Annotated in this window: 15 protein-coding genes and 2 pseudogenes; 11 read left to right on the top strand and 6 right to left on the bottom strand. The window is 78.1% G+C overall.

Annotated elements, in window-relative coordinates; all coding sequences use genetic code 11:
• The 8 genes and pseudogenes from ACI78U_RS23600 to fabG all read left to right on the top strand — a co-directional run.
• Window positions 1-394, top strand: a pseudogene (locus ACI78U_RS23600) (hypothetical protein); the annotation flags it as partial.
• 86 nt (window positions 395-480) lie between these two features.
• Window positions 481-1,011: a hypothetical protein gene (locus ACI78U_RS23595; RefSeq protein WP_456877840.1), complete on the top strand. Its 531-nt coding sequence runs from the start codon at window positions 481-483 to the stop codon at window positions 1,009-1,011.
• A 328-nt stretch (window positions 1,012-1,339) separates the two neighbouring features.
• Complete coding sequence (locus ACI78U_RS23590; RefSeq protein ID WP_456877839.1) at window positions 1,340-1,525, top strand: dienelactone hydrolase family protein; 186 nt, start codon at window positions 1,340-1,342, stop codon at window positions 1,523-1,525.
• Window positions 1,526-1,691: 166 nt separating this feature from the next.
• Window positions 1,692-2,939 (top strand): AI-2E family transporter, encoded by a 1,248-nt coding sequence (locus ACI78U_RS23585; RefSeq protein ID WP_456877838.1) that lies wholly within the window; start codon window positions 1,692-1,694, stop codon window positions 2,937-2,939.
• Between the two features lie 86 nt (window positions 2,940-3,025).
• On the top strand, window positions 3,026-3,289 hold the full coding sequence (locus ACI78U_RS23580; RefSeq protein ID WP_456877837.1) for a hypothetical protein: 264 nt from the start codon (window positions 3,026-3,028) through the stop codon (window positions 3,287-3,289).
• Entirely contained in the window at window positions 3,286-3,792 is a 507-nt protein-coding gene (locus ACI78U_RS23575) for an AAA family ATPase (protein WP_456877836.1), read from the top strand. Before ACI78U_RS23580 ends, ACI78U_RS23575 begins: the two co-directional genes overlap by 4 nt.
• A gap of 47 nt (window positions 3,793-3,839) precedes the next feature.
• On the top strand, window positions 3,840-4,259 hold the full coding sequence (locus tag ACI78U_RS23570; RefSeq protein WP_456877835.1) for a DUF350 domain-containing protein: 420 nt from the start codon (window positions 3,840-3,842) through the stop codon (window positions 4,257-4,259).
• Between the two features lie 142 nt (window positions 4,260-4,401).
• On the top strand, window positions 4,402-5,163 hold the full coding sequence (fabG, locus tag ACI78U_RS23565) for a 3-oxoacyl-ACP reductase FabG (protein WP_456877834.1): 762 nt from the start codon (window positions 4,402-4,404) through the stop codon (window positions 5,161-5,163).
• Between the two features lie 75 nt (window positions 5,164-5,238).
• Here the strand turns inward: fabG and ACI78U_RS23560 are convergent, their stop codons facing one another.
• Together ACI78U_RS23560 and ACI78U_RS23555 are read right to left on the bottom strand one after the other, a co-directional pair.
• Window positions 5,239-6,402, bottom strand: coding sequence for a cation:proton antiporter (locus ACI78U_RS23560; RefSeq protein WP_456877833.1), 1,164 nt, complete (start codon window positions 6,400-6,402; stop codon window positions 5,239-5,241).
• Between the two features lie 3 nt (window positions 6,403-6,405).
• A complete protein-coding gene (locus tag ACI78U_RS23555; protein ID WP_456877832.1) occupies window positions 6,406-6,900 on the bottom strand; it encodes a cation:proton antiporter regulatory subunit in 495 nt (164 codons plus the stop codon).
• A gap of 113 nt (window positions 6,901-7,013) precedes the next feature.
• On the opposite strand from ACI78U_RS23555, the gene ACI78U_RS23550 reads away from it, so the two are divergent.
• Window positions 7,014-7,634: a GDSL-type esterase/lipase family protein gene (locus tag ACI78U_RS23550; RefSeq protein ID WP_456877831.1), complete on the top strand. Its 621-nt coding sequence runs from the start codon at window positions 7,014-7,016 to the stop codon at window positions 7,632-7,634.
• A 7-nt stretch (window positions 7,635-7,641) separates the two neighbouring features.
• Here ACI78U_RS23550 and ACI78U_RS23545 read toward each other — a convergent pair whose 3' ends face one another.
• From ACI78U_RS23545 to ACI78U_RS23535, 3 genes are all read right to left on the bottom strand, one after another.
• Window positions 7,642-8,301 (bottom strand): NADPH-dependent F420 reductase, encoded by a 660-nt coding sequence (locus tag ACI78U_RS23545; RefSeq protein ID WP_456877830.1) that lies wholly within the window; start codon window positions 8,299-8,301, stop codon window positions 7,642-7,644.
• A 99-nt stretch (window positions 8,302-8,400) separates the two neighbouring features.
• Window positions 8,401-11,217 (bottom strand): FAD-binding and (Fe-S)-binding domain-containing protein, encoded by a 2,817-nt coding sequence (locus tag ACI78U_RS23540; protein WP_456877829.1) that lies wholly within the window; start codon window positions 11,215-11,217, stop codon window positions 8,401-8,403.
• A 54-nt stretch (window positions 11,218-11,271) separates the two neighbouring features.
• Complete coding sequence (locus tag ACI78U_RS23535) at window positions 11,272-11,676, bottom strand: cupin domain-containing protein (protein ID WP_456877828.1); 405 nt, start codon at window positions 11,674-11,676, stop codon at window positions 11,272-11,274.
• Between the two features lie 186 nt (window positions 11,677-11,862).
• On the opposite strand from ACI78U_RS23535, the gene ACI78U_RS23530 reads away from it, so the two are divergent.
• On the top strand, window positions 11,863-13,263 hold the full coding sequence (locus ACI78U_RS23530) for an MFS transporter (RefSeq protein ID WP_456877827.1): 1,401 nt from the start codon (window positions 11,863-11,865) through the stop codon (window positions 13,261-13,263).
• Here ACI78U_RS23530 and ACI78U_RS23525 read toward each other — a convergent pair.
• The gene (locus tag ACI78U_RS23525; RefSeq protein ID WP_456877826.1) at window positions 13,211-14,545 is read right to left on the bottom strand and encodes a hypothetical protein; all 1,335 of its coding nucleotides are present in this window, start codon (window positions 14,543-14,545) and stop codon (window positions 13,211-13,213) included. The genes ACI78U_RS23530 and ACI78U_RS23525 overlap by 53 nt on opposite strands.
• Window positions 14,546-14,604: 59 nt before the next feature.
• Here ACI78U_RS23525 and ACI78U_RS23520 point away from each other — a divergent pair.
• Window positions 14,605-15,893: pseudogene (locus ACI78U_RS23520) on the top strand (hypothetical protein); the annotation flags it as partial.

The raw sequence follows: 15,893 nt of genomic DNA, 5'->3' as shown, positions 1-15,893 counted from the left end.
CGAGTCGTGCTGGGCCGTGGGGGCGGCGGGGGTGTGGCGTTGGGTGGCCGCCGCCCCCCCCGCCGCCCCCGCGCCGGTCGCGCTCGCCGCGCGGCGGGCGCTCGAGGCGGCCTCCCGGCGGCCGGCCCGGCTGGCCGTGCGCGGCGCCGACCCCGAGGCGGCGGCCGACGCGCAGGCGGTGCTCACCGCACTGGCGGTCCTGCTCACCCGGCGCAGCCCCGCGGCCTGGGCCGCGGTCGACCTCGTGGCCGGCGGCGCCACCCGGGGAGCGGCCGCCGCGGCGCTGGGCGTCTCCCGGCAGGCCGTGGCGCAGCGGCTGGCCGCCGGCGGCCTCGACCTCGAGTGCGAGCTGCGGCCCGCCGCTGCCCGGCTGCTCGCCCGCGCCGCGGGCTGACCGCCCGCACGGGGGACGCCGCCGCGCGCGCTGCAGCGGCGGTCGGCGAGGATGAACCGTCCGGAACGCCCCCGAGGAGGCCCGCCGTGCCCGAGCCCCAGCGCAACGCCGAGCTCCTCGGCATCTACCTCAACGACCACCTGGCCGCGGCCACCGGCGGCATCGAGCTGGTCGGCCGCATGATCGGCGTCCACCGCGGCAGCCGCTGGCAGCAGCCGCTCGAGCAGCTGCGCGGTGAGCTGTTCGAGGAGCGCGCGTCGCTGCTGCGGGTGGCGGCCGCCCTGGGCGTGCCGGTGCGGCAGTACAAGCAGCTCGGCGTGTGGGTCGCCGAGAAGGTGACCCGCGCGAAGCTCAACGGGCGGCTGCTGTCCCGCTCGCCGCTGTCGGACCTCGTCGAGTTCGAGTTCCTGGCCTCGGCGGTGCGCGCCAAGCGCAGCGGCTTCGAGACCCTGCGGATCGTCAGCGAGGTCGACGGCCGGCTCGACCGCGCCGAGCTCGACCGCCTCATCGACCAGGCCCACCACCAGTACGAGTGGCTCACCGACGCCCGCCGCGAGGTGGCCGCGGGCGTCTTCGGCGGGCGGCCGGAGGCCGCGGTCCCCAGCGACGCCGACTGACCGCCGGAGACGGGCGCGACGACGGCAGGTGCCACGACCCCGGGGCCCGGCCACCCGCACCGCCGCGGAGCACGCCGGCCGGGGTCGACGCCGACCTCGCCGCCGCGGTCGCCGAGCTGCGCCGACGCACCCGCCCGGACCTGCCGGTGGTCACCGTCGGGTCCTGCTCCGGCGGCAGCCACTCGTGGCGGCAGTCCGGCGGCGACCTCGACGTCGCCGCCTGCGTGGGCTCCTACGGCCGGCCGGTCCTGGTGGGCGACGCCGCGTCCCGCACCTCCGTCCGACGCTGCTGCTGGTCGCCGGCGCCGGCGCCGGCGCGGTCGCCCCGGTGGCCGAGCAGCTCGCGCCCGCCGCGACGATGCGCGCCGCCGGGGCCGAGGTGGAGACCGCGGTCTACGACGGCGCGCCGCACTCGTTCTCCGACCGGGCCGCGGCCGAGTGGCAGGAGGCGTGCCGGGACGCCTGGCGGCGGGTCCTCGCGCTGGCCGACCTGGGCTCCGCCGCGCGGGGGTGAGCGCGGCCGGCGCGCGACACCCTCCGACGCCCGTCCCGGCGTCCGGTGTGCGCCGTGACACCCTGGGCACCCGCAGGGGCGCCGGACGGGGGAAGGGAGCTGCATGGCCACTCGGCAGCACGTGCCCGGCCCGGGTCCGGGGCGGGCGCGGGCGGGGAGCCCCCCGGTGACGCCGTTCGACGAGGAGGCCCCCGACGCGGCCACGCCGGCCGACGCCCCGGCTCCCGCCGTCGAGGTGCCCCCGGTCGGCGTCGGGCCGGCGGCAGCCCCGGCGCCGACCGGCGGGCTGCCCCGCTGGCTGGTGCTGCTCGTCGGCGCCGCGGCCGCCACCATCGCCGTCGCCGGGGTGCGGGAGATCGCCTGGCTCGTCGCGCCGGTGCTGCTGGCGCTGGTGGTCGTCGTCGCGCTGATGCCGGTGCAGCGCTGGCTGCTGCGCCACGGGGTGCCGCGCTGGGCCGCGGCCACCGTCCTGCTCGTGCTCGTCTGGGGCGTCCTGCTCGGGCTGGGCTCGCTGCTGGTGGTGGCGATCGCGCAGTTCGCCGTCCTCCTGCCGGACTACGCCCCGCAGTTCGCCGTGCTGCTCGACGACACGGTGCGGCGGCTGGACGAGGCGGGGCTGTCCTCGACGCAGATCCAGGACCTCGTCGACCGGTTCGACTACGGCCAGCTCGTGGGGCTGGCCACCGGCCTGCTCGCCCGGGTCACCGACACGGCCAGCACCCTGGTGCTGCTGCTCTCGGCGATGGTCTTCCTCGCCATCGAGTCCGGCGGCTTCGGCCGCCGGCTGGCGCTGGTGGCCGAGGAGCGGCCGCACCTGCCCATCGCGCTGGGCCTGTTCGCCCGCGGGACCCGGTCCTACCTGCTGGTGAGCACCGTGTTCGGCGCGATCGTCGCGGTCGGTGACACGATCGCGCTGGCCGTCCTCGACGTGCCGATGCCGGTGCTGTGGGGGCTGCTGTCGTTCATCACCAACTACGTGCCCAACATCGGGTTCGTCCTCGGGGTGATCCCGCCGGCGCTGCTGGGCCTGCTCGACGGCGGCTGGCCCGAGTTCTGGATCATCCTGGGCGTCTACGCGCTGCTGAACTTCGTCGTCCAGACGCTGGTCCAGCCGCGCTTCGTCGGTGACTCGGTCGGCCTGTCGATGACGGTCACCTTCCTCGCCCTGCTGTTCTGGGGCTGGGTGCTCGGGGCGCTGGGAGCGCTGCTGGCCATCCCGCTCACCCTGCTGGTCAAGGCCCTGCTGGTCGACGTCGACCCGCGCGGGCACTGGCTCGACGCGCTGCTGCGGGAGGAGCCCAGGGCGCCGCGGACCAGCCGCGCCCGCCAGCGCGCGCAGGCCCGGCGGGCGGCCCTGGCGTCGGTCCGGACGCTGCACCCGCACTGGCCCGGACGGCGCGGACACCCGGACTGAGCTGCCCTTTCCCGGAATGTCAGGGGTCTGCGGGACGTTGTCCACACGTCGGGCGCAGTGTCCGGCGAGACCCCGAGGAGGACCCTGTGAAGGGTGATCGTGTCGAGGTCGTCATCGACGCCGGTGGCGGCACCCGCACCTACGAGATCGAGGCCACCCGGGCCGGACGGCGGGTCGACGTGACCCACGGCCGCGGCCTGGTGGAGGTCACCGAGACCACCCGCGGCGGCACGCCCGTGCGCACCGCGCGGTTCATGTCCGGGCGCGTGCTCGCGCTCGTCGAGCACCCGGCGGCCCGTCCCGGGCTCGACGACGACGAGCCGGTGACCCCGCTGCGCCGCACCGCTTGAGGAAGGACCCCGCTGCCCCGACCGGCGACCGGGAGCTGGTCGTGCTGGTGGGGCTGCAGGGGGCGGGCAAGTCCTCGTACGTCCGGGAGCACCTGGCGGCGACGCACGCGGTGGTCAGCAAGGACCACTGGCCGCGGGCGCGACGGCGGGAGGCGCGGCAGCAGCGGGTGGTGGCCGAGCTGCTCGCCGCCGGGCGCAGCGTCGTCGTCGACAACACCAACCCGTCCCCGGCCGAGCGGGCCGCCCTGGTGGCCGCGGCCCGCACCGCCGGCGTCCCCGTGCGGGCCGTCTGGCTGGACACCCCGCTCGAGACCTGCCTGGCCCGCAACGACGCCCGCGAGGGGCGGTCGCGGGTCCCCCTGGTCGGGGTGCACGCCACCCGCGCCCGGCTGGTCCCGCCGTCGACGGCGGAGGGGTTCGACCGGGTCGACGTCGTCCGGGCCGACGGACACGGGCCACCGGCTGAGGCCCGCCGTGCGCGGGCCGGGGGAGCGGTGCGGTAGACCTTGACGGCCGTCCGCCCCGTCGTCCGTCCCCGGAGGTCCCGCCCGTGCTGGCCAGCATCGGCTACGCCGTCGCCTACACCGCTGTCGGCCTCGTGCTGCTGGCCGTGGGCTACCTCGTCCTCGACCTGCTCACCCCCGGCCACCTCGGCCGGCACATCTACGAGGACAGGTCGGTGAGTGCGGGGGTCGTCCTCGCCGCCGGGTTCCTCGCCCAGGGCGCGATCACCTTCACCACCATCTGGACCAACGCCACGGCCGGGTTCGGCCAGGCGCTGCTCTACACCGTGGTGTTCGGCCTGCTCGGCGTGGTCCTGCAGGCGATCGCCTTCGTCGGCCTCGACCTGATCACCCCGGGGAAGCTCGGGCACCTGGTGACCGAGGTCGGCCTGCACCCCGCGGCCCTCGTCAGCGGCGCCGCGCAGCTGTCGGTCGCCGCGATCATCGTCGCCTCGATCTGGCCCTGACACGCCGCCGGACCGCCGTCGGGAGCGCCTCGCGCCCGACGTAACGTGTCCGTCGCAGCGTGGGCCACCCCCCGGTGGGGGCCGGTGGCCCCCACGAGGACGGCCGGCACCGACGCCGCCGCCACCAGCGAGAGGAACTGCAATGAGCGAGGGGACCCCCCGCGTCGCCATCGTGACCGGCGCGGCGCGCGGCATCGGCGCCGCGACCGCCAAGCGGCTGGCCGCCGACGGCTTCGCCGTGGCCGTGCTCGACCTCGACGAGGCGGCCACCAAGGACACCGTCCAGGAGATCGAGGCCGCCGGTGGCCGGGCGCTGGGCGTCGGTGCCGACGTCAGCGACGCCGAGCAGGTGCAGGCCGCCGTCGACCGCATCGCCGCCGAGCTCGGTGCCCCCGTCGTGCTGGTGAACAACGCCGGCGTCACCCGCGACAACATGCTGTTCAAGATGACCGAGGTCGACTGGGACGTCGTCATGAACGTGCACCTGCGCGGCTCGTTCCTCATGACCCGCGCGTGCCAGAAGCACATGGTCGACGCGAAGTGGGGCCGGGTCGTGAACCTGTCGTCGACCTCGGCGCTGGGCAACCGCGGCCAGGCCAACTACTCGACGGCCAAGGCCGGTCTGCAGGGCTTCACCAAGACCCTCGCCATCGAGCTGGGCAAGTTCGGCGTCACCGCCAACGCCATCGCCCCCGGCTTCATCCAGACCGAGATGACCAAGGCCACCGCCGAGCGGATGGGCATCGGGTTCGACGACTTCATCGCCTACGCCGCCAAGGAGATCCCGGTGCAGCGCGTGGGTCAGCCCGAGGACATCGCCCACCTGGTGTCCTTCTTCGTCAGCGAGGGCGCCGGCTTCGTCTCCGGCCAGGTCGTCTACGCCGCGGGCGGCCCCAAGGCCTGACTGAGGACTCCGCACCTCACCACGGGGCCCGGCCGGGAGGACTCCCGGCCGGGCCCCGTCGCGTCGGGGCGCCCCTCAGGCGGCCGCCGGGCGCTCCGGACGCGCCGGCCGGGGCTCGACCAGCCGGGTCAGCAGCGGACCGGCGACGGCGAGCAGCAGCACGTACGCGGTGGCCAGCGGGCCGAGGGCCGGCACCCCCGCCGCCACGGCCAGGCCGGCGATCACCACCGAGAACTCCCCGCGGGCGACCAGCGCGGTCCCGGCCCGCCAGCGACCGGGGACCGCGACGCCGTCCCGGCGGGCGGCGTACCACCCCGTCGCGATCTTGGTCGCCGCGGTCACGCCGCCCAGCAGCAGCGCGGCCGGGAGGACCGGGACGACATCGGCGGGGTCGGTGGCCAGCCCGAAGGCCACGAAGAAGGTGGCCGCGAACAGGTCGCGCAGCGGCGTGAGGATCCGCCGTACCCGCTCCGCGAAGGGCGAGGGCAGGGCCAGCCCGACGAGGAAGGCGCCGACGGCGGCCGAGACGCCCAGCGCCTGGGCCGCGCCGGCCACCAGCAGGGTCAGTCCGACCAGGCGCAGCAGCACCTGCTCGTCGTCGGGCGAGGACAGCAGCCGCCCGAGGTGGTGCCCGTGCCGACGGGCGGCGGCCAGGACCAGCACGACCGTGCCGGCCGCCAGCGCCAGCCCGCCGGCGGCCGCCACCGGGCCGCCCCCGGCCAGGGCCACCGCCAGCAGCGGCAGGACCAGCGCCATCGCGAGGTCCTCGAGGACCAGCACCGACAGCACAGCCGGCGTCTCGCGGTTGGCCAGCCGGCCCAGGTCGGCCAGCAGCCGCGCCACGATGCCCGAGGACGAGATGTAGGTGATGCCCGCCAGGGCGAGCGCCCCCTCCCACGGCAGGCCCAGGAGCAGGCCGGCCACCAGCCCGGGCGGCGCGTTGAGCAGCAGGTCCACGAGGCCGGAGCGGCCGTGGTGGCGCAGCGAGGTGAACAGCTCGTCCGGGGAGAACTCCAGGCCGAGGGCGAGCAGCAGCAGGACCACGCCGATCTCGGCCGCGGCCTCGATGAACGGCGTGGCCGTCGTCAACGGGACGATGCCGCCCTCGCCGACGGCCAGGGCGGCCACGAGCACGAACGGGATCGGGGAGAGGTCCAGCCGGCGGGCCAGCAGACCGAGGGCGGCCAGGCCGAGGAAGAGGAGCCCCAGCTCGACCAGCAGCGCCTCGGTGCCGTGCACTCCTCAGGCCCGGGTCTCGCCGTCGAGCCGGGCGGCCAGCTGCCCGAGGCCGGCGGCCGACCCGATGGCGACCAGGACGTCGCCCGCGTGCAGCACGTCCGCCGGCCCGGGCGAGGTGACGACGTCGCTCTCGCGGACCAGGGCGACGACCGAGCAGCCGGTCAGCGTGCGGGCGCGGGTCTCGCCCAGCGGGCGGTTCTCGAAGGGCGACCCGGGCCGCACCGTGAAGCGGCCGGACTCGAGCCCCGGGACCTCCCGGGACAGGTCCACGAAGCGCTGCGTCAGGCGGGGGGCGCCGAGCAGCTCGGCGAGGACCCCGGTCTCGTCCGCGTCGAGCCGGATGACGCCCCGGGTGCGGTCGGGGTCGCGACGGTCGTACACGGAGACCTCGATGCCGCCCTCCCGCTGCACGACGACGGCGAGGCGGTCACCGGCGCGCGTCGTGAGTCCGTAGCGCACGCCGATGCCGGGCAGCAGGGTCTCCTCGAGTTCCACCACGCGGGCATCCTGGCAGCCGCGCGGGCCCCTGCGGCCGGGGCCGGGTGGCGCGGGTCACGGCCGGTCGTGGGACCGGCGGGCAGAGCGCCCGGGCCGCCGGCGTTGTACCCGGCGTGACCGCTCCCCTCCGCCTCGTCGTCCTCGGCGACTCCATCGGTTTCGGCACCGGGGCCGCCCGCGTCGAGGACGGCCCCGGCCCGCGCCTGGCGCGGGCGCTGCGCGACGAGGGCATCGCCACCGACCTCACCGTCCTCGCCGTCCCGGGCGCGGTCTCCCGCGACCTCGCCGCCCAGGTGCGCCGGGCCGCGCCGCTCGGCGCCGACCTCGCGGTCGTGGTGATCGGGGCGAACGACCTCGCCCGGTTCGTGCCGGTCGACGCGGCCACCGCCGCGCTCGGCGCCGCCGTGGCCGACCTGCGCGCCGCCGGTACCGACGTCGTGGTGGTGCCGGCGCCGGACATGTCGAGCGTGCCGTTCGTCCCGCCGGCGTTCCGGCCCGCCGTGCAGGCCGCGTGCGCGGTGCTGCAGCAGCGCCAGGCCGCCGTCACCCGAGCGCACGGCGCCGTCGTCGCGCCGGTGGCTGCCGAGGTCGGCCGGGCCTTCACCGCCGACCCGGCGATGTTCTCCGCCGACCGGTTCCACCCGTCCTCGGCCGGCTACGCCCGGATCGCCGCCGCACTGGCGCCGACCGTGCTCGCCGCCGCCCGCGACCGCCTGGCCCGCCGCGCCGCTTAGGCCGCGCTCACGCGGTCCGGGCGGCCTCCGCTGTCGCCCCGCGCATGCCGGCGGCGTCGAGGTCGGGGCCGTAGCCGGGGGTACCGGGCTGCACGCGCCAGCCCTCGGCCAGCGGGCCGAGGTCGACCACGTCGAAGCCGAGGTCGTCGATGAGCGAGGCGGCCGACTCCCGGGCCGAGGCGTCGTCCCCGGCGATCGCGACGGCCCGCCGGTTCGGCGTGCCGGGCGCGCTGCGCCGGGCGGTGATGTGCGCGGCGAGGACGTGGTTGAAGGCCTTGACCACCCGTGACGTGGGCAGGCGCGCCTGCAGCAGCTCCGAGCTGGTCGTGGACCCGTCGTCCAGCTCGGCGACGTGCCCGTCGCGCTCCGGGTAGTAGTTGTTGGTGTCGAGCACGACCTTGCCCGCCAGCGGCTCGACCGGGATGTCCCCGATCGCCTTGAGCGGCACGGTCACCACCACCAGGTCGCCGGCGGCCCCGGCCTCGGCCGCGGTCGCCGCCCGCACCGAGCCCCGCCGGGACGGCCGCGCCCCGATGGACTCCACCAGGTCGGTCAGCGTCTCGGGGCCGCGGGAGTTGGCCAACACGACGTCGTAGCCCGCGTCGGTGGCCGCCTGGGCGAGCGCTGTGCCGATGTGGCCGGCGCCGATGATGCCGATGGTCGTCATGACCGGCCGCAACGCCGCCGGCTCTCGGTCATTCCCGACCCCGGGCCGGCATAGGAAGCATTCCCCATGTCGCGGCGGCCGAGACGTGGGGAATGCTTCCTATGCCTCGTCGAGAGCGTCGGCCAGCAGCTCGGCGAGCGAGCGCCCGGGGCGGCCGGCCAGCTGGTCGAGCTGGGTCCGGCAGGAGAACCCGTCGGCCAGGACGACGGCGTCGCGCCCGGCCGCGCGGACCGCGGGCAGCAGCTGCTGCTCGGCGATCGCGACCGACACGTCGTGGTGCCCGCGTTCCACGCCCCAGTTGCCGGCCAGCCCGCAGCAGCCGCCCAGCCGGGTGACCGTCGCGCCGGCCCGCCGCAGCAGCCGCTCGTCGGTCGCCCAGCCCATGACCGCGTGGTGGTGGCAGTGCGGCTGGGCGACCACCTCGACGCCGGCCAGCGACGGCGGCGCCCAGCCCTCGGTCGCGGTGAGCAGCTCGGCCAGCGTCCGGGTGCCCGCGGCGACCCGCGCGGCGGCGTCGTCGTCGACCAGCTCGACGGCGTCGCTGCGCAGCGCCGCGGTGCACGAGGGCTCCAGCCCCACGACCGGGATCCCGGCGTCGACCAGCGGTGCCAGCCGCCGCACGGTGTCGCCGAGGATCCGCCTGGCGGTGTCGAGCTGGCCGGTGGTGGTCCAGGTCAGCCCGCAGCAGGTGTCGTCGGCGGGCAGCTGCACCGTGTAGCCGGCGGCCTCGAGCACCCGCACCGCCGCGTGCGCCACCTGCGGGGCGAAGTGGTCGGTGAACGAGTCCACCCAGAGCGCGACCGGGGCGCCGTCGCCGGGGCGGGGGGTCCACTCCTGCCGGAAGGTGCGCCGTGCGAACGCCGGCAGGTCGCGGCGCTGGTCGACCCCGGCGGTCCAGCGGGCCAGCCGCCCACCCAGCCGCGAGGCGGTGACCGCGTTGACCAGCCGCGGGGCCCGGGCGGCGAGGTCGGCCCACATCGGCAGCCGGCCCAGCAGGTAGTGCGAGCGCGGGCGCAGCCGCCGCCGGTAGGACTGGTGCAGCACCTCGGACTTGTAGCTGGCCATGTCCACACCGGTCGGGCAGTCGCGCGAGCAGCCCTTGCACGACAGACACAGGTCCAGCGCCGCGTGCACCTCCGGGGAGCGCCAGTCCCGCACCGGGCCGCCGGGGGCGAGCATCTCCTGCAGCACCCGCGCCCGCCCGCGGGTGGTGTCCTTCTCCTCCCGGGTCGCCGGCCACGACGGGCACATCACCGCGACGCCGGAGGGCTCGGCCCGGCACTTGCCGACGCCGGTGCAGCGGTGGACGGCGTTGGACAGGTCCCCGCCGTCGTGCCGGTAGGCCAGCGCCAGCCCGTCCCGGCGGCGCGGCGCGGCGGCCACCCGGACGTCGTCGTCGAGCGGTGCCGGGCGCACCAGCACGCCGGGGTTGAGCACGTCGGCGGGGTCGAACACGCCCTTGACCTGCGCGAACAGGTCCAGTGCGGCGGGGGAGTACATGCTGCCGAGCAGCTCGCTGCGGGCCCGGCCGTCGCCGTGCTCGCCCGACACCGACCCGCCGTAGCGGGCCACCAGCGCGGCGGCCTCGGTGACGAAGGCCCGGTAGGCGGCCCGGCCCCGGTCGGGCTCCCGGCCGAACGGGAAGTCGATCCGCACGTGCACGCAGCCGTCGCCGAAGTGGCCGTAGGGCACGCCCTGCAGCCCGTGCTGCTCCAGCAGCGCCTCGAACTCGCGGAGGTAGGCGCCCAGCGAGGTCACCGGGACGGCGGCGTCCTCCCAGCCGGCGTGCGCCGGCCGCCCGTCGGAGGTGCGCGCGGCCAGGCCGGCGCCGTCCTCCCGGATCCGCCAGATCGCGGCGGCGTGCGCGACGTCGGTGACCACCAGCGCGTCGACCGCCCCCGCGTCGGCGACCACGCCGGCCCCCTTCGCCGCCACCTCGGCGACCGTGTCGCCAGTCAGCTCGACGATCAGCCAGCCCGCGCCCCGGGGCAGGTCGGGGACGACGGCGGCCGGCACGTCGCGCAGCCGCTGCACGATCCGCTCGTCGAGGCCCTCGACCGCGGTGGGCCCGTGCCGCAGCAGCCCCGGCGTGGCGTCGGCGGCGTCGGCCATCGAGGGGTAGCCGAGGACCACCAGCCCGCGGTGCGGGGCGTCGGCGACCAGCCGCACGGTGGCCCCGAGCACGAGGGCGAGGGTGCCCTCGCTGCCCACCAGCGCGCGGGCGACGTCGAAGCCGTGCTCGGGCAGCAGGTGCTCCAGCGAGTAGCCCGACACCTGCCGGCCGAAGCGGCCGAGCTCGGTGCGGATGGTGGCGAGCTCGCGGCCGACCAGGATGCGGAGGTCGTCGAGGCCGTCGACGACCGACCCGGAGGACAGCCGCAGCCGCTGCCCGGTGCCGGTGACCACGTCGAGGCCGACGACGTTGTCCGACGTCCGGCCGTAGCCCAGCGCGCGGGAGCCGCAGGCGTTGTTGCCGATCATCCCGCCGACGGTGCAGCGGTTGGCGGTGCTGGGGTCGGGGCCGAAGCGCAGCCCGTGCGGCCGGGCGGCGACCTGCAGCGCGGCCTGCACCACGCCGGGGTCGACGACGGCGGTGCGCGCCTCGGGGTCGATCGCGTGCACGCGGGTGAGGTACCGGCTGGTGTCGACGACGACGCCGGCGCCCACGGCGTTCCCGGCGATCGAGGTGCCCGCCCCGCGCATGGTCAGCGGCACGCCGAGCTCGCGGCACACCTCCAGTGCCGCGACCACCTCGTCGGCGTGCCGCGGGCGCACGACGGCGCGCGGCAGCACCCGGTACAGCGAGCCGTCGGAGGAGTACAGCGCCCGGGCCAGGCCCGAGTCGTCGACGTCGGCGATGCCGGCCCGTCGCAGGGCCTCGGCGATCTCGGTGGTGGCGGCGTCGACGACGGTCACCGGACCAGTGTCCCCGGTGCCCCGCGCGGGTGCGGGAGGCACCGGGGAGGGCGGTCACTCCTGGGACGGCGGCTCGTCCTGCCCCGACTCCTCGGCCTCGTCGGCCTCCTCCTTGGTGTGGTGCACCGCGCCGTCGGCGTGCTCCGGCGGGCCGTAGACGGTGTAGAGGACCAGCGGGTTGGGCCCGGTGTTGAGGAAGTTGTGCTTGGTCCCGGCCGGGACGACGACCAGGTCGCCCTGCGCCACCTTCCTGGTGGCCCCGCCGACCTTCGCCTCCCCGACCCCGCTGACGAAGGTCAGGATCTGGTCGATGTCCTCGTGGACCTCCTCGCCGATCTCCCCGCCCGGCGGGATGGTCATGACGACGAGCTGCGTGTTCTCGCCGGTCCACAGCACCCGGCGGAAGTCCGGGCTCTCCTCGGCGACGGTCGCGATCGTGAAGTGGATGACGGACGCCATCGGCGCGCTCCTCCCTGTTCCTGCGGCACCCGGACGGTGCCTCCCGCCGCTGCTCCTGCCCGCGCTCCGTCCGGGCCATGCGCGGCCGTCCCCGCCGGCCCCTCCCGCCGGAGGCGCGCGGCTGCTACCGTCGACCGCGTCGGTTCGGGAATCCAACCGACGTTCGTCGAGTCCCTGGGGGCGTGCGTGTCCATCCCGGTCCGGTCCCGTCCGCCCGCTGCCGTCGACGCGGCGTCCCCGCAGTCGCGGACGCTGGCCGTCGTCGCCACCAGCACGCTGGTGGTGCTCGCCGCGTTCGTCACCCCGCTGGCCACCGCGGTCGCCACCGCGCGCGAGCTGGGCACCGGCCCGGGCGGGCAGGCGTGGCTGCTCTCGGCGATGAGCGTCGGGCTGGCCGCGGCGCTGCTGGTCAGCGGCGCGGCCGCCGACGACCTCGGCCGGCGGCGCGTCTTCACCGCCGGGCTGGTGCTGGTGGCCGCGGGCGCGGCGGTGTCGGGCGCGGCGACGGGCACCGGGGTCTTCGTCGCCGGGCGGCTGGCCGAGGGGGTCGGCGGTGCTGCGGTGCTCGCCTGCTCGCTCGGCCTGATCGCCCAGGTCTTCCCGCTGGGCCCGGCGCGGGCGCGGGCCGCGGCGGTGTGGGGTGCGGCCATCGGTGCGGGCACCGGCGTCGGCGGGCTGACCGCGGTGCTCCTCGACGGCGACACCGGCTGGCGGGCCACGCACGTCGCCACCGCCGTCGTCGCCGTGCTGCTGGCGGTGGCCGCCCGGCTGCTGCTGCCGGAGTCCCCGCGCGGGCGCCGGCCGCGGGTCGACGTCGCCGGGCCGGTGCTGCTGGTCGCCGCGGTCACCTGCCTGCTCGTCGGCCTGGTCGCCCCGCGGTCCGGCGCCGGCACCGCGACGACGGCGGCGCTGCTGGCCGCCGGCGGGCTGCTGGCCGCCGGGTTCGTCCTCGCCGAGTCCCGCGTGCGCGCGCCGATGGTCGACCTCGGGCTGTTCCGCGTCCGCGGGTTCGACGCCGCGCTGCTGGGCGCCCTGGTCACCGGCGCGGCCACGGTCGGGCTGATGTCCTTCCTCGCCACGGTGCTGCAGCGCGCCCTCGGCGCCACCCTGCTCGCCACCACCGTGCTCGTGCTGGTCTGGTCGGCGGTGGCCACGGCGACCTCGGTCGGGGTGCGCTGGCTCCCCGCGGTCGACGGCCGGCTGCTGCTGGCCGCCGGCCTCGCCGTGTCGGCGGCGGGACTGGCCGCCCTCGCGGTCCTCGAGGCGGGCTCCTCGGAGCTGCGGCTGCTGCCCGGGCTGGTCGTCCTCGGGGTCGGCTACGGCGTGGTCAACGCCGCCCTGGGCCGCGAGGCGGTGGCGCACGTGCCGCCGGAGCGGGCCGGCATGGGCAGCGGCGCCAACAACACCGCGCGCTACCTCGGCGCCGCCGTCGGGGTCACCCTCGTGGTGCTGCTGGCCACCGCCGGCGACCCGGCGGGCACCGCGGCCGGGCTGGTCGCCGGCTGGGACACCGCCGCCCTGGCCGCCGGCGGCGTCAGCGCGGCCGGTGCGCTGGCGGTGCTGGCACTGCGACCGGCGCGCCGCTGACCGTCGCGCCCGCGACCTCCGCCTCGGCCGGCGGGTCCGCCGGCGGGGCGGGGGCGCGCCGCAGCCGGAGCAGGCCGACGGAGACCAGCAGCGCGCCGGCCCCCGCCGCGGTGGCGGCCACGGTCAGCACCGACAGCGACCCGGCGGCCGCGAGCGCCCCGACGACGGTGGTCTCCACCACGACGGCGCCCCACACCGCGGCCGCGGCGACCCGGTCGGCCGCGGCGATGCCGTTGTAGAGGAGCAGCTGGGCGAGCGCGAGGGCGGTGCCCGAGGCGGCGAACACCCAGGTCCACCCGTCCAGGTGGGCGCCGTAGGCGGCGCCGCCGACCAGCGGCAGGGCGGCGGCGCCCAGGGCCGCGGTGGCCAGCGTGAGCGCCCCGCCGACCGCGGCGACGACGGCCAGCGCCGAGGACAGCGCCCGCCGCCGGCCGGCGGCGTCGGCCAGCCGGGGGAGGACGACCACGCCGACGCCCTGGGGCAGCCAGTACGCGACCTTGGCGAACACCGCGCCGACCGCGTACTCGCCGGCCAGCGCCGCGGGCAGGTGGTGGCGGGCGAGCAGCAGGTCGAGGTTGACCAGCAGCACCAGGCCCAGCAGCGCGCCCGACGCCCGCAGCGTCGACCGCGCCGGCCCGCGCAGGCCGCCGGACACCCCCGGCCGGCCGCAACCGGCCCACGACACCAGCGCCCCCAGCGCGCAGCCGGCCGCCATGCCCGCCAGCGCCGCCGCGGGCGTGCCGCCGAGCAGCAGGCCGGTCACCGCACCGCCGGCCTTGAGCAGCCCGAACGCGGCCACGACGACCGCGAGCCGCCCGTAGCGGCCGGTGCCCTGCAGGATCCCGTCGTAGGCGCCGACCAGGGTGTGCGGCACGAGCACCGCCACCATCCACACCGCCGGCGTGGGGTCGGGCAGCCGCAGCAGGGCGGCCACCGGCAGCACCGCGGCCAGGCCGACGAGCCCGGCCGCGCCCGCGGCCAGCAGCGCGGTGGCGTGCAGGCGCCGGGCGGCGGCGTCGGCCGGGCCCGACCGCGGGTCGCCCAGGTGCAGCGCGGCCGCCGTCTGCAGGCCCGTGGCCGGCACGACGCCGACGAGCAGGACGCCGAGCAGCGCGGCCAGCTCGCCGTAGGAGGCCGGGCTGAGCAGCCGCGCCGCGAGCACCGTGACGACGTAGGACAGCGCGCTGACGGCCAGCAGCGCCCCGGACAGCACGGCGGCCGGGACCGCCCCGGCGACGCGCGCGGCTCCCCCCTCCGGGTGCCGCGGGCGGGGCAGCGTCACGCGGCCGCCCTACCCTGCGGGGGCCCCGGTGCGGGGACCGGGAGCCGGGAGGAGGACGCGTGACGGGCGCCTTCGACGGCTCCGTGGACTCCGCCGTCGCCCCCGACCGCTCGCCGTGGCCGGCCCGGGTGCTCGGCGTGGCCGTCGCCGTGCTGGTGACCGCGCCCGCGCTGGCCGCCGGGCACGTGAACCTCGTCGACATGGTCTCGGTGCCCCGCCAGGACCCCGACCTCGACGCCCTCGGGCTGGGCGGCTCGCTGCCGCGGGCGGTCCCGGTCGACGGCGCGATGGGGCTGCTCACCGCCGTCGTCCCCGGGGACCTGGTGCAGAAGGCGGTGCTGCTGCTGACCGTCGCGGCGGCGGTGCTCGGTGCCGCCCGGCTGGTGCCCCCGGGGCCCGACGGCCGGCGCGGCCTGGCCGGGGCGGTCGCCGGGCTGGTCTACGGCTGGAGCCCCTACCTGGCCGAGCGGCTGCTCCTCGGCCACTGGGCGCTGCTGGTCGGCTGGGCGGCGCTGCCCTGGATCGTGCGCGCCGGCCTGCGGCTGCGCGCCGGCGAGCCGCGGGCGTGGCCGCGGCTGGTGCTCGCCGTCGCGCCCGCCGCGCTCACCCCCACCGGCAGCCTGCTCGCCGCCGGCGCGGTCCTCGCCGGCACCGGCCTGCGGCGCGCGCCCGCCGGGCTGGGTGCCGTGGCGCTGCTGTCGGCGCCCTGGGTGGCCGCCGGGGCGCTCAGCCCCGCCGGTGGCACCTCCGACCCGGCCGGCGTGGCCGCCTTCGCCGCGCGCGGCGAGAACTGGGCGGGCGCGGTGGGCGCGGTGCTCGGCACCGGCGGCGTCTGGAACGGCGCGGCGGTCCCCGACAGCCGGGCGTCGGCGCTGGTCCCGCTGGCCACCGCGCTGCTGCTCGGGCTCGCCGTCGCCGGCTGGGCCGGCCGCGGTGCGCGCCGCGGCGCCGGCACCCGGCTGCTCGTGCTCGGCGCCGCGGGCCTGCTGCTCGCCCTCGCCGGGGTGCTGCCGGGCGCCGCGGCGCTGCTCGAGGCGGCCGTCGCCGGGGTGCCCGGCGCGGGCCTGCTGCGCGACGGGCAGAAGTGGGCCGCCTGGTGGGCGCTGCCGCTGGCCGTCGGCGCCGGGCTCGGCGCCCGCCGCGCGGTCGCGGCCGCCGGCACGGTGCTGCCCCGCGCCGCCGCCGCGGCGGCAGTCGGGCTGGCGCTGCTGCTGCCGCTGGTCGCCGTCCCCGACCTCGCGTGGGGCGTCGGGGGGGGGGGGGGGGGGGGGGGGGGGGGGGGGGGGGGGGGGGGCGGCGGGGGCGGGGGGGGGGCCGACGGGGCGGGCGGGGCCCCGCTGGTTCAACC

It is taken from the genome of Geodermatophilus sp. SYSU D00710, from assembly GCF_054050195.1.
This window is presented reverse-complemented; position numbering and strand designations above follow the sequence as displayed.